This is a genomic window from Desulfosoma caldarium, assembly GCF_003751385.1.
GTDB classification, from domain to species: domain Bacteria; phylum Desulfobacterota; class Syntrophobacteria; order Syntrophobacterales; family DSM-9756; genus Desulfosoma; species Desulfosoma caldarium.
Genome location: NZ_RJVA01000001.1, coordinates 65299 through 78046, shown reverse-complemented (window position 1 = coordinate 78046; position 12748 = coordinate 65299). Strand labels below are relative to the sequence as shown.

Genomic DNA, 12748 nt, shown 5'->3' with positions numbered 1-12748 from the left:
AAAGGTTTTTTATTCACGAGGAGGACCGTGCCATGACGGCACAGGTAGGCAATGATCGCCAAAAGGCTATCGAGATGGCCGTGGCGCAGATCGAGCGCCAGTGCGGCAAGGGATCCATTATGCGCTTGGGCGAAGGGGCTCAAGCGATGGAGGTTCCCGTCATCTCCACAGGATGTCTGTCCCTGGATTTGGCCTTGGGCATTGGCGGAATTCCTCGAGGGCGCATCGTGGAGATTTATGGACAGGAATCATCGGGCAAGACAACCCTAGCTTTGCATGTCATTGCCGAGGCCCAAAAAAAAGGTGGGTTGGCGGCCTTCATCGATGCGGAGCACGCCCTGGATGTGCACTATGCCCGCAAACTGGGCGTCAAGGTGGACGATCTGCTGATCAGTCAACCGGACTACGGTGAACAGGCCCTGGAAATTGCCGAGATTCTTGTGCGCAGCAATGCCATCGACGTCATTGTCATTGATTCCGTGGCAGCTCTGGTGCCCAAGGCGGAAATTGACGGTGAAATGGGCGATCCTCACGTGGGGCTTCAGGCGCGCCTCATGAGCCAAGCCTTGCGCAAACTGACAGCGACCATCAGCAAGTCGCAGACCTCGGTCATTTTCATCAACCAGACCCGCCAGAAAATCGGGGTGATGTACGGATCTCCGGAAACCACCACCGGAGGCAATGCGCTCAAGTTTTACGCCACCATGCGCCTTGAGATTCGCCGAACGGGCCCCATCAAGGAAGGCCAGGAAGTGGTGGGCAACCGCACCCGGGTCAAGGTGGTCAAGAACAAGATCGCTCCGCCTTTTCGAGAAGTGGAATTCGATATTGTCTATGGGCGTGGGATTTCTCGAGAGGGCGATGTGTTGGATTTAGCGGTGGCGGCCAATATCGTGGAGCGTTCGGGAACCTGGTACGCCTACAATGGAGAGCGCTTGGGGCAGGGGCGGGAAAACGTCAAGAATTTTCTACGTGAAAACCCTGACCTGCTCCTGGAAATTGAGAACAAGGTGCGAGAACGGCACCTGCTGCCCGAGTTGAGCCCCCCTCAAGCCGCCGAGGTCTAGCAGCGACCATGTCGCCCAGGGTGTGCAACACAGGAGACTTTTCATGAGAGCCAGCGAAATTCGTCAAAAATTCTTGGAATTTTTCCGCGACAAGGGCCACACCATTGTCAAGAGTTCCTCGCTCATTCCCCATGACGACCCCACTTTGCTCTTCACCAATGCGGGCATGAACCAGTTCAAGCGCTGTTTTCTTGGGGAAGAAAAACGAGAGTACAGCCGAGCTGCCTCGAGTCAAAAGTGCATGCGGGCCGGCGGCAAGCACAACGATTTGGAAAACGTGGGCTATACAGCGCGGCATCATACCTTCTTTGAAATGCTGGGTAACTTTTCCTTTGGCGACTATTTCAAAAAGGAAGCCATTGAGTTTGCGTGGGAATTCCTTACGGAGCGCATGGGCCTGCCCAAAGACAAACTCTACGCCACCATTCACGAGGGCGATGCCAGCATGTCCCTGGGACCCGACGAGGAAGCTCGCCAATATTGGAAACGCTACCTTCCTGAAGAGAGGATTTTGACCTTTTCCACCAAGGACAACTTTTGGGCCATGGGAGATACGGGCCCCTGCGGACCGTGTTCCGAAATCCTTATCGACCAGGGCGAAGCCATGGGGTGCGGTCGACCTGAGTGTCGGCCGGGATGCGATTGCGACCGTTTCTTGGAGCTCTGGAACCTGGTCTTTATGCAGTTCAATCGTCATGAAGACGGAACGTTGGAGCCACTGCCCAAGCCCAGCATCGATACGGGGATGGGTTTGGAACGCATCGCGGCGGTCATTCAAAAGGTCCCGTCCAACTATGACACAGACCTGTTTGCCCCCGTAATGGAAGCCATCGGCGCGCAGGCCGGACTGCGGTACGGGGCTGATGCCGAAAAGGACGTATCCTTTAAAGTCATTGCCGACCACAGCCGCGCGGCGGCTTTTCTCATCGGGGATGGCGTGCTGCCCAGCAACGAAGGCCGCGGCTACGTGCTTAGGCGGGTGATTCGCCGAGCCTTACGCCACGGACGTTTTCTCGGTCTCAATCGGCCCTTTCTTCATAGCGTCGTGGAAGCCGTCATGCATTCCATGGCCGATGTCTATCCCGAGCTTTTGGACAACCGGGCGTACATTACCCGGGTTATTCTGCACGAAGAAGAACGGTTCAGTGAGACGCTCGATCATGGCCTGAAACTGCTGCACCAAGAAATGTCTCGCCTTCAAGACGAAGGCGCCCGCGCCGTTCCGGGGTCCCTCGTGTTCAAACTGTACGACACCTACGGTTTTCCCATAGACATTGTCACGGACATGGCCAAGAAAATGGGTATGCAGGTGGATCAGGCCGGCTTTGACGCGCTGATGGAACGCCAAAGAGAGCAGTCCCGCCGGCACTGGAAGGGGAGTGGAGAACGACAAGTTTCAGAAGCGTACCGCAAGCTGGCCGCCCAAGGCGTGCGCACCGAATTCGTCGGCTATCACCGGTTGGAGGCGGAGAGCCGGGTGCTGGCCCTGATTCAAGAAGGAGTTCTGATCGATGCGGCGGGACCGGAGAGCCGAGTGGAAGTGGTGGTGGAACAAACGCCCTTTTACGGAGAAGCCGGCGGGCAGGTGGGGGACCGAGGCAGTCTTTCGGGTCCTGGAGTGAGCGCCGTCGTGGAGGATACCCTGCGGCTTCCTGGAGACATCTGGGTCCATGTGGTGCGCATCGAAAACGGAGAATTGCGCCCTGGGGATCGCGTCGTTCTTACGGTGGACGAGGCCAGTCGAAGAGATACCGCGCGCAACCACACGGCCACGCACATTTTGCATCGCGTTCTTCGTGATGTGCTGGGCGATCACGTCAAACAGGCCGGTTCCTTGGTGGCTCCGGAAAGGCTGCGGTTCGATTTTACGCACTTTGCGGCCCTGACGCCAGAAGAGCTTTTGGAAATTGAGCGTCGGGTAAATGCGGCGATTCTGGAAAATCGACCGCTACACGTGCACGTGATGGCCTTTGACGAAGCCATTCGCACAGGAGCCGTGGCCCTTTTTGAAGAAAAATATGGGGAAACGGTTCGACTTGTGGAAATCGCCGACTTCAGCAAGGAACTGTGCGGCGGCACGCACGCGGAACGCAGCGGGGACATCGGTTCCTTCGTCATCACGCAGGAATCCAGTGTGGCTGCGGGAGTGCGCCGCATCGAAGCCCTCACAGGCCGTCACGCCCTGAACTTCTGGCAGGAACAGCGCCGCCTCTTGGAAGTGGCAGCGCGGCGCCTAAAAGCACCCGCGGAAGAGGTGCCGGATCGGGTGGACAAGCTGTTGATCCAGATCAAGGAATTGGAAAAGAGCCTGGACGCAGTCAAAAGTTCTATGACGGCCAAAAAGTCCTTGGACCTTTTTGAGGAAGCCAAGGAAATGGCCGGCGTGAAAGTATTGGTGCGCCATGTGAAAGAGGCAGACCCCAAGGCGTTGCGGGAGATGAACGACCGCTTCAAAGAACGCATTGGTTCCGGGGTGATGGTGCTCGGGGCCGTTCACGACGGCAAGGTGTTCCTGCTGGTTGGTGTGAGCAAAGATCTCACCCACCGCATTCACGCGGGCAACTTCATCAAGAAAGTGGCCCAAGTGGTGGGGGGAAGCGGTGGTGGGCGACCCGATATGGCTCAAGCGGGCGGCAACCTGCCCGAAAAACTTCCGGAAGCCCTGAAACTGGCCGAAAGCTTGCTCGAATCCACTCTGGTCGGTTCCTGAAACGTTCCTCAGACGGGTCAAATTCCTTCTTGTTTTTCCGCATCGCCGCAAGCTCTGAAGCGGAGTTTGCGGCTACAGCCGATCCACGCGAAGGTTTTCCAAAAGCTTTTCCAAGTCATCGTCCAAAAAGGCGGCGAGAGAATCCAAAGTAAAATCCAGGCGGCACACCGTGCAACGCCAGAGCTGACGCCGTCATTGTCGAATCCACTGCAGCGGCCGACCACAGTGCGGGCACGAAAGCATGAAGGCTCCTTTTGTGTTGGAGTTTGACGCCCCTTTCATAGCCGGCGGCCACTCCATTGACAAGAAGGGTTCAGAAATGCAATGCTATACGCCCAAAAGCTCAGGAAACATCACAATTTGGCGAGGAGGTGTGAGGCATGCCGGCAAATCTCCCCCCGCCTTATTTCGAAGCTGAAAAGCGGTATCGCGAAGCGAAAACTCCCGAAGCCAAAATTGAGGCGCTGGAAGAAATGCTCACCATCATGCCCAAGCACAAGGGTACGGACAAGCTGCGCGCCGATCTGCGACGCAAGATTGCCAAGTTCAAGTCCGAGGCGCAGCAAAGAAAGGGCACGGGCCGCAAGGGGGTTAATTATGCCATTGACAAAGAAGGCGCCGCCCAAGTGGTGGTCGTCGGCGCTCCTAACACGGGAAAGTCTTCTCTGGTGGGCATTTTGAGCAACGCGTCACCGGAGGTGGCCGAATTTCCCCATAGCACCTGGAAACCCACACCAGGCATGGTGCCCTATGAAAACATTCAATTCCAACTCATCGACACGCCTCCTATCAGTAAAGACTACGTGGATCCTTGGATGGCGGACTTGATTCGAAGATCCGATCTCGTGATGATTCTGGTGGACCTGAAAGCCGATCCGCTGCAGCAAATGGAAGATACCATGGAGGTTCTTGAAAATCTGAGAGTTTTTCCAGAAGGCCAGTCTCCGCCGCCCGATCTGCAGAAAAAGCCTTTTTTGAAAAAAATGATCGTGGTGGTCAACAAGGTCGATACCGAATCGGATGTGGAAGACTTTTGTGCCTTTCAAGAGTTGAGCCAATGCAGTCTGCCATGTGTGGCGGTGTCCACAGCCTCAGGTCGAGGCCTCCATGCCCTGCTGGACATGATTTTCGCGCACTCCGACGTCCTTCGCGTTTACACCAAAGCGCCGGGCAAGGAACCCGACACATCCGCTCCCTTTATCCTTCCCAGAAAAAGCACGGTGCAGGATCTTGCAGAAAAAATTCACAAGGACTTTGTGAAGAAGCTGAAGTTTGCTAGAATATGGGGGAAAGCAGTCTTTGACGGCCAAATGGTTCAAAAGGACTATGAGCTGCAAGACGGCGATATTGTGGAATTTCGCATCTGACACGGCACGTTTCCTTTGAGCACGCCCAAGAGGGCGAGGCACCCGCGGAAACGAGTGCACCCAATCCCTTGACCATTCAACGAAAATCCTGTGCCTTTGACGCAATCGTGACGAATTCCATTGACGGGACATGCGCTCAAGCTTACCCTTTACGAGGGTAACCTTGCCAAGAGCAAGGGGTTATGTTGCGTAAACTCGAGAGTCAGGAGGGCCGTGAAGGAAGAAATCAGGATGAGTTAATGGCTTGCGACCTGGGGTGTCCCGAGGGGAAGGAGGATCGCCATGAAAAGCGTGCATGGACAACGATTGGATCCTCTGTACTCCTTGCGGTTGACCCGCGAGGGGGACGATGATTATGAGCGCCTCCTGGACATGGGAATCCTGGGATCCGAAGACAATCTATTCGCTGAACAGCTAGAAGAGGAAGAATCCGTGGAGGACAATCGCAACGGGTTGCTTCAAGACGAAGAAAGAGATCTTCGGCATGAGCGGTTTCGGGTCGCTCCCTCGATGCCTTCAAAGGAGACGGAGGGGGATGCTGCCGTGGAATTCGACGAAGATCATGTTACGTGTTATCTTCGCGAGGTTTCCTCGTTCCCACTGCTGACTCCGGAAATGGAAATTGAATTGGCCAAAAGGATCCGGGATGGCCAAGACCAGTTGGTGCAATTGGTGGAGTGTCACAAAGAGGATCACCCGGTGGTTAAGGACCTTCATGGAAAGGTTCGCAACCTCCTGGGTCAGGCCAAGACATTTCCCGGCGTTCGAGACAAGGTGCTGAAAGTCATTTCTCGAACCCTACATCAGGCGGTGGCGAATGAACCTCAGAATCCGACCTTGTCGTCGATGAAGGAGGTGTGTGACCGAATCATTGCGGAGATCGACGAAGCTAAGCACACCATGGTCAAGGCGAACTTGCGTCTGGTTTTGAGCATTGCCAAACGGTATCGCGGCCGCGGTATGAGTTTTGACGATCTTATTCAGGAAGGCAACCTGGGGTTGCTCAAGGCGGTGGGACGCTACGATCATACGAAGGGAAACCGGTTTAGCACTTATGCCACATGGTGGGTAAGGCAGAGTATTATTCGTGGAATTTATGACAAGACCCGCACCATCCGCTTGCCGGTGCATTTCATCGAACTGAAGAATCTTTTCTACAAGGTCTTTCATGAGTTGGTGAAGGAATTGGGCCGAGAACCCACGGCAGAAGAAATCAGCCAACGGGCTAACATTCCGCCGGATAAAGTGGAGATGGTGCTCAGCTTGATTAGCCAGCCCTTGTCGTTGGAGATGCCCGTGGGGGATGACGAGCAGCGGCTAGGCGATTTCATCGAGGATGTTGAGAGCGCGTCGCCGGCTCAAGGGTGTGAAACCAATGAATTGAGCGAAGTCACTCGGGAAATCTTAGCGAGCTTGCAGCCCAGGGAGGAGAAAATTCTGCGGTTGCGGTTTGGTTTGGGGGGACAGCCCCGCGAAACTCTGGAAAAGATCGGCAAGAGCTTTAAGGTTTCCAAGGAAAGGATCCGTCAAATCGAAAAGAAGGCTTTGCGCAAGCTGCGCCATCCCAGCAAGCAGGAACTGTTGAAGTCTTATTTGGAATGAAAGTGGATGCCAAAAAAACACAGGATCCGGCCCGCGACAGCAGGCCGGATCTTTTTTTGTTTCAAGGAGGCGATGCATGGACAAACGCAACAAGGAACCATGGTGGCAGCAGGGTGTGGATCTTTCCCTACTGTCATGGAATCCTGTGCCGTTTGCCGAACTCACCGGCAAACAGCGCGGCTATTTGAAATCTTTGGCCCACAAATTGAGCCCTGTGGTGCGCATCGGCCAGGAAGGGGTGACGGCCGCGGTGATTTCTGAAATCCGCAAGCAACTTCTCCACCACGAGTTGATCAAGGTCAAATGGCTGGGACTGTCCGGAGAGGACAGCCCCAAGAAGGAGCAGGCGGCCAATTTGGCCCGCGCCGTCGGAGCCCATTTCATTCAATTGGTCGGCCAGGTGGTGGTGCTGTACCGAGCACCCGATGCCGGCGCTCTGGCTGAAGGCCGTTCCCCCAAAATCCTTTTACCCGAGCATTGCTCGAGGTCGTCCGTTAAAGAAAGCGCATGAACAGAAAAATTGGCCTTGAGCGATTTAGAAGGCCCCGTGCAGTTTCAGGCAGAGTTCTGCCACACGGCGACCCAGCTTGCGTGCATTTTCTGCTGTTTTTTCGTCAGGTGCGCCCACGCACGCCACACCGTAATGGCCGGTGGCCGAAAGGGGATCGCCCACCACTATCATGCCGTAGATCAAGAAGCATTGCAGAATGGACATGATGGTGGTTTCCTTGCCGCCCGTGGGATCTCCGGAGGTGGCAAAGGCGGCTCCCACTTTGTTCTCCATTTTCTTGCGCACGCCGACAAACTCATCAAAAACGCGCTTGAGGTCCGTGGCCATGATGCCAAAATAGACCGGTGATCCGGCGATGATGCCCGCCGCGTTGACGAAGTCGTCCCGAGTGACTTCCTGCGTGGATCGAAGAACGGCGGAGACGCCATCCACGGCTTGAACTCCTTCGGCCACGTGTTCGGCGAGCTTTTTCGTGTTGCCGCTTCGCGAATAATACAGGACGAGCACTTCCATAGGCTTTTCCCCTTTCACCTATTTTACCATTCACTGTTCAGTCGGCGGGATACATCCGACCAGTTGGCCTCGAGGGCTCTGACCGCCTCGAGGCCCAGTTCCAGGTGGGTGGGCATGTATTCCGCATAGATTTTCTCGTGCAGTTCTTTGCTCTTGATGCCCTTGCGTTGCAAAGGCATGTCTGAGACCAGCATGATGGATCCGATGGGCACCTCGTAGTGATAGGACACGGAAAAGAGGGTGGCCAGTTCCATTTCAATGGCCAGAATCCGTTGCCTTCTAAGGTGGTTCACAAAATTCTCGTCGTATTCCCACAAGCGCCGATCGGTGGTGTAAACAATGCCGCACTTGGGCTGAATACCCAGCTTCTTGACGGCACCGATACAAAAAAGATTGACGGAAGAAGCCGGAATGGCGGGAAATTCCGGCGGAAGATAGTGGCGGCTGGTCCCTTCGCCTCGTATGGCGGCAGAAGGCACCACGAAATGCCCGACTTCCAATGTGTCATCAATCCCGCCACACATGCCCAGCATGATGACCGATTTGAGTTGGTCCAGGTAGGCCAGGCAGTGAATGAGCAAGGCCGCCTGCGGGGATCCGATGCCAAAATCGATCAGCGTGCAATTGATATGGGGCGCATTGACCAGTCGAAAATTGCCTTCGCTTTTTTCACCTCCCGTCTTTTCCTGAAACCAGTCTACGTATTTCTTGAAATTCGTGATCAGGAAATGCTCACACATTCGATCCAAAGGAAAATTGGTGTAGCGTTCCAGAGTCTGCCGTACATACTCGTGTTCTTTCAACCCCATAGCCTTCGTCCTTTGCAGCCCGATTTGACCACACTACGAGGACTGGCGGTTAATGGAAGAGCGTGTATGCCAATGTGCTTATTTGGCCAGTTCGGCCGCCGAGGCGGCATCCAGGCGTCCCGTGACAGGAAGGCCTCTGTCCGCCTGGAAGTTCATCAAAGCCTGACGGGTTACCCGACCCATTATGCCGTCGGGTGTTCCGGCCTCATAACCCAACGCATTTAGTTTTCTTTGGGCAGCCTTCAGCGACAGCTTAGCCCATTGATAGCCGCCGGCTTGGCTGCTTCCATCAACGCGCAGACCGCCTCCCGTGCCCAATTGCCGGTCGCCCATGGTTTGTGGTGTATATGCTTTGGCGACACGCACGAGCTGGTTGTAGGCATCCATAAAGGCTCCGGCAATGACCTTGCCTTGCGGCGTCTTGGTATAGCCGCCCAAGCCGCCCCCGGCACTGCCCCCAAAGATGGCTCCACCCAAGCCCCAATCGAAATTCTTGGAGCTGCCCTCGGCCACGCCGAGCTGCACCCCGGATCGGTTATCCACAAGCATGAGCATGGCGGTTGCTTCATTGGCCTTGAGGCCGCCCAAAATACCCCGGCGATGGTGCCTCCGATACCAAAAGCCCCAAGGGCACCACCGAGACCGCCGGTTCCTTTTTGGCTGATCATCACTTCAGGGGTCAGTGTGTCATTCGCGCTCACCATTTGCCCTTTGCCAAAAGTGCTTCCCGCTCGAAGTTCACCCGTCTGTTGAAGGGCTCTTTCTCCCATCATGGTTTTCATCGCGCGGCCTCGATCCACCACGATGAAGCAATTGGATTGCTGAATCAAGAGCCAGAGAACGGGCACCGTCGAGGTCAGTTTGTACTGGCCTGAGAGGTAGTGGTACCAGTCAGAAATTTGGTCCTCTTCCACCGCGATGGTTCCGAGGGGCCGGTCACAGTGCTCCAGAGACGCGTTGGCATTGCCACGGGTTACGCCCCGTCGCTTTTCGTGGCCACGGTCTTGGCCGAGGAGTCTTCGACCTGAACGGGCATACTGCCGCATGCCGAAAAAATTGTCGTTCCAATGACCAAACCGAGCCTCAATCCCCAAAGTTTTCTGAACCGAGGCATCCTTCTCTTTTCCGTGAGTATCCCGCCATTTTCTAATTTCTATCCTTCCTTCATGTTCGGAATCTCTGTGAAATCTTCTGCCGGAAATACATCCCAAATGTCCGTCACCTCCCTTCTGCGGATCCCTTAAGCCTGATACGCCTTAGTTCTTCGCTATGGCCTCCAGAGCCGAGGCGGCACTTCCAGGCTATTTGGGCCTATAAGAAACGAAGGCGCGAGGGATGCCTGTAGACTTGGGAGAAAAAAGTATCAAAATTTCTAGAGCGTGACCACGGGAAAGCGCCTGGTTTACCGATGCGGTTGGCGTGACCATTGCGCCTGGGCTTTCCATTGGCCGAAAAGTTTTCCTTGGGAGATGAGCCTTTCCATGCGGGATTGAATGGTGTCCGGGATGGGTTCGGGTTTTCGTGCCGCCCACGGAGAACCGGGCAAAGGCATAAAGGTGTGCGCATGGATTCTTGCGCCCTTTTCGGCGAGTTCCTCCATAAAGTCGACCGAACGAGACATCTGCTCCTCCGTTTCTTCAGGCAATCCAAGAATGAAGTCCACCACGGGCCGAAGCCCAAAGCTGCCGGCTACAGCGCAGGCTTTTCGCACATCCTCCACACTGTGGCCTCGATGCATTCGCTGAAGCATGTGTGGATCTCCGCTTTGCGCTCCCATGACAATTTGGCGGTTGTCAGCGTAGCGCACGACCAATTCCATGAGCTGCGGCTGGACCCATTCGGGGCGAACTTCCGAGGGAAAGGTACCGAAAAAAATGCGTCCTGCACTGGACACGCGATGGCGCAAGCCCGAAAGGAGTTCCTTCAGTGCCTTCACGTTAGGATGTCGTCCATCGGGGGAACCGTAGGCCAAGGCATTGGGTGTGATGAAACGAAGATCCATGCGGCCCGCTTCGACCATGGCTTCCACCGCATGAAAAATGGCCGTCAGGCTTCTGTGCCGAATGGTGCGCCCTTTGAGACGAGGGGTCTGGCAGTACCGGCAGCCATAAGGGCATCCGCGGCTGATTTCAATGGGCCCGAACATTCCATGAGCCACAGGCAGTGCCGGAACATCTTCCAAGGACGCTTTCAAAGGGTGTCCTGTGAACACCACTCCGAAGGGCGTATCCAGGTAGAGCCCGGGAAGAAAGTTTAGGCAAGCCTTCTGGGCCCATTGCCGTATGAGTTCTGGAAAGATCGGCTCTCCATCCCCACGACACACCACGTCAAATCCGGCGTGAAGCACCGAGCGCGGGCTTGCGGAAGGATGAGGGCCTCCGGCGGCTAGAGTCAGACAACCGCTCTTCCTAAGGTGCTGAAGATCGCGCACCTCCTGGACTGTTTCTGGCCATTGAGGCGTCATGAAGGAATACAGCACGAGGAGCCGATCGTAGGTATGCAGCCATTTGTGCAGGGCGTTGACGGCCTCGGCCTTTGTCCTAGCATTGAGCCAGAGAATCGGTGTATGATCCGTCCCCTGTCGGGCTTCCAAGGAGGCCAAAAGGGCCAAAAAACTGTAACGATTCCAGCGCTGAGACCGAAAGACGATGGCGTGCGGCGTGCGATCGATGCTGGACTCCACAGAATCATATCCGGACCGATGTTTTTCCATTTTCATCGTTATCAAGGAACCCATCCATGCCGATGCAGAATTTCCTGAGCGCTCTTCTCTTGTTGTGGCTCGTCAACTTTGCGCCTCCTTTGTTGGCGTTTCTTCTCGACGAGCGATGGTCCACCCCTCTGGATCGCGGCCACCTCTTTAGGGATGGCAAGCCTCTTTTGGGGCCTCACAAGACCATCCGTGGGGTTGTGGGTGCCGTGGTGACCGGTTGCGCAGTCGCCCCAATCCTAGGCTTTCCCTGGCTCGTGGGCGCTGCTGTCGCCGTTTTGAGCATGGCCGGGGATCTCCTTTCCAGCTTCATCAAACGGCGATTCGATCTGCCCAGCGGCAGTGCGGTCCCCGTCTTGGACCAGATGTTCGAAGGCGCCTTGCCCCTGTTTGTGCTTTCTTTCCACGTGGGCACCCATCCGGCCGTGCTCCTGAGCCTCCTTGTCATTTTTAGCGTGGGCGCCTACGCAGGCTCTCATTTTTTCAAAAAGATTTTGTTGCAGCAACCTTTTGAAGGCTATCCCAGACCTGTGAAGACGCGCATTCGTTTTCGAGAACTGACCAGTTGCCAGATTCGGTCTGCACCCTGGGCGCACATGTTTCATTTTGAAGACGTGGTCATGTACCGCATGATCATGAACACGGTGTTTCGATGGCTGGGACTTTTGGAGCCCGGCCGAAACAATGCCTTGAACATTCAGACACGGCACCTGACCTTAGCGTTTTCACATCTTCCAGAGGCCTTTGATGGATACGAACTGCTGCTCATAACAGATCTGCATTTGGACGGGTTGGACGGCCTGGTGGAGCGGCTTCAGGGACTGTTGGCCAATGAGCCTGTGGACTTATGCCTTCTGGGCGGTGATTACCGCATGGAAAATTACGGGCCTAGCGACGAAGCGGTTCGGCGCCTAAAGCGCCTTGTGCCTCACATTCGCGCTCGAGATGGTGTGCTGGCGGTGCTCGGCAATCACGACTGTCCAGAAATGGTCACTGCCCTGAAGGATGATGGGGTTCGCTTTCTCGTCAATGAAGCCCACTGTCTTCAGAGGGATCTGAGTCGTCTGTGCATTGTCGGCGTGGATGACCCTCATTACTTTCGTGCCGACGATCTACCGGAAGCCTTGAGCCACGTTCCTTCCGGGGCCTTCGTTATTCTTTTGGTGCATTCTCCGGAAATTGCTCATCAAGCCGCACGTTATGGCGTCCCTTTGTATCTGTGCGGCCATACTCATGCCGGCCAGATTCAGATTCCTCGCATTGGCCCTCTATTCACCCACAGTCGGTCCTCGCGCTCCCTGGTCCAGGGGCTCTGGAAATATCACGGCATGATCGGTTATACGAGTGCGGGCGTTGGCGTTTCCGGTACTCCCGTGCGATTTCACACTCATGGCGAAATCGTGCGAATTACCCTCAGAAAGGCGTTTGGGCCATCAAACGACACCTCCACGTGACGGTG

At 55.5% G+C, this 12748-nt stretch carries 10 protein-coding genes; 6 read left to right on the top strand and 4 right to left on the bottom strand.

The window, feature by feature from the left end:
• Positions 1-32: 32 nt before the first annotated feature.
• The 5 genes from recA (at position 33) to yhbY (ending at position 7257) form a co-directional block, all read left to right on the top strand.
• Entirely contained in the window at positions 33-1067 is a 1035-nt protein-coding gene (gene recA, locus EDC27_RS00330) for a recombinase RecA (RefSeq protein ID WP_123288637.1), read from the top strand.
• A gap of 43 nt (positions 1068-1110) precedes the next feature.
• Entirely contained in the window at positions 1111-3777 is a 2667-nt protein-coding gene (alaS, locus tag EDC27_RS00325; protein ID WP_123288636.1) for an alanine--tRNA ligase, read from the top strand.
• 380 nt (positions 3778-4157) lie between these two features.
• The gene (locus EDC27_RS00320; protein WP_123288635.1) at positions 4158-5144 is read left to right on the top strand and encodes a TGS domain-containing protein; all 987 of its coding nucleotides are present in this window, start codon (positions 4158-4160) and stop codon (positions 5142-5144) included.
• Between the two features lie 282 nt (positions 5145-5426).
• Complete coding sequence (locus tag EDC27_RS00315; protein ID WP_123288634.1) at positions 5427-6746, top strand: sigma-70 family RNA polymerase sigma factor; 1320 nt, start codon at positions 5427-5429, stop codon at positions 6744-6746.
• 76 nt (positions 6747-6822) lie between these two features.
• Entirely contained in the window at positions 6823-7257 is a 435-nt protein-coding gene (gene yhbY, locus EDC27_RS00310) for a ribosome assembly RNA-binding protein YhbY (protein ID WP_123288633.1), read from the top strand.
• 24 nt (positions 7258-7281) lie between these two features.
• On the opposite strand, the gene EDC27_RS00305 is transcribed toward yhbY, so the two are convergent.
• From EDC27_RS00305 to EDC27_RS00290, 4 genes are all read right to left on the bottom strand, one after another.
• Positions 7282-7770: a flavodoxin family protein gene (locus tag EDC27_RS00305; RefSeq protein ID WP_123288632.1), complete on the bottom strand. Its 489-nt coding sequence runs from the start codon at positions 7768-7770 to the stop codon at positions 7282-7284.
• A 23-nt stretch (positions 7771-7793) separates the two neighbouring features.
• The gene (locus EDC27_RS00300; RefSeq protein WP_123288631.1) at positions 7794-8579 is read right to left on the bottom strand and encodes an AMP nucleosidase; all 786 of its coding nucleotides are present in this window, start codon (positions 8577-8579) and stop codon (positions 7794-7796) included.
• 78 nt (positions 8580-8657) lie between these two features.
• Positions 8658-9134, bottom strand: a complete 477-nt coding sequence (locus EDC27_RS00295) for a peptidoglycan-binding protein (RefSeq protein ID WP_123288630.1) — start codon at positions 9132-9134, stop codon at positions 8658-8660.
• Between the two features lie 847 nt (positions 9135-9981).
• The gene (locus EDC27_RS00290) at positions 9982-11298 is read right to left on the bottom strand and encodes a TIGR04013 family B12-binding domain/radical SAM domain-containing protein (protein WP_245994122.1); all 1317 of its coding nucleotides are present in this window, start codon (positions 11296-11298) and stop codon (positions 9982-9984) included.
• A 20-nt stretch (positions 11299-11318) separates the two neighbouring features.
• Here EDC27_RS00290 and EDC27_RS00285 point away from each other — a divergent pair, with 20 nt between their 5' ends.
• Positions 11319-12743, top strand: coding sequence for a CDP-archaeol synthase (locus EDC27_RS00285; protein ID WP_123288628.1), 1425 nt, complete (start codon positions 11319-11321; stop codon positions 12741-12743).
• The last annotated feature ends 5 nt before the right edge of the window (positions 12744-12748 follow it).

What these genes read in the sequence shown, in the direction of transcription:
- EDC27_RS00290 (WP_245994122.1), bottom strand. Translation starts at nt 11,298, where the DNA reads ATGAAAATGGAAAAACATCGGTCCGGATATGATTCTGTGGAGTCCAGC.
- EDC27_RS00315 (WP_123288634.1), top strand. Translation starts at nt 5,427, where the DNA reads ATGAAAAGCGTGCATGGACAACGATTGGATCCTCTGTACTCCTTGCGG.
- yhbY (WP_123288633.1), top strand. Translation starts at nt 6,823, where the DNA reads ATGGACAAACGCAACAAGGAACCATGGTGGCAGCAGGGTGTGGATCTT.
- EDC27_RS00320 (WP_123288635.1), top strand. Translation starts at nt 4,158, where the DNA reads ATGCCGGCAAATCTCCCCCCGCCTTATTTCGAAGCTGAAAAGCGGTAT.
- EDC27_RS00285 (WP_123288628.1), top strand. Translation starts at nt 11,319, where the DNA reads ATGCCGATGCAGAATTTCCTGAGCGCTCTTCTCTTGTTGTGGCTCGTC.
- EDC27_RS00295 (WP_123288630.1), bottom strand. Translation starts at nt 9,134, where the DNA reads ATGCTCATGCTTGTGGATAACCGATCCGGGGTGCAGCTCGGCGTGGCC.
- recA (WP_123288637.1), top strand. Translation starts at nt 33, where the DNA reads ATGACGGCACAGGTAGGCAATGATCGCCAAAAGGCTATCGAGATGGCC.
- EDC27_RS00300 (WP_123288631.1), bottom strand. Translation starts at nt 8,579, where the DNA reads ATGGGGTTGAAAGAACACGAGTATGTACGGCAGACTCTGGAACGCTAC.
- EDC27_RS00305 (WP_123288632.1), bottom strand. Translation starts at nt 7,770, where the DNA reads ATGGAAGTGCTCGTCCTGTATTATTCGCGAAGCGGCAACACGAAAAAG.
- alaS (WP_123288636.1), top strand. Translation starts at nt 1,111, where the DNA reads ATGAGAGCCAGCGAAATTCGTCAAAAATTCTTGGAATTTTTCCGCGAC.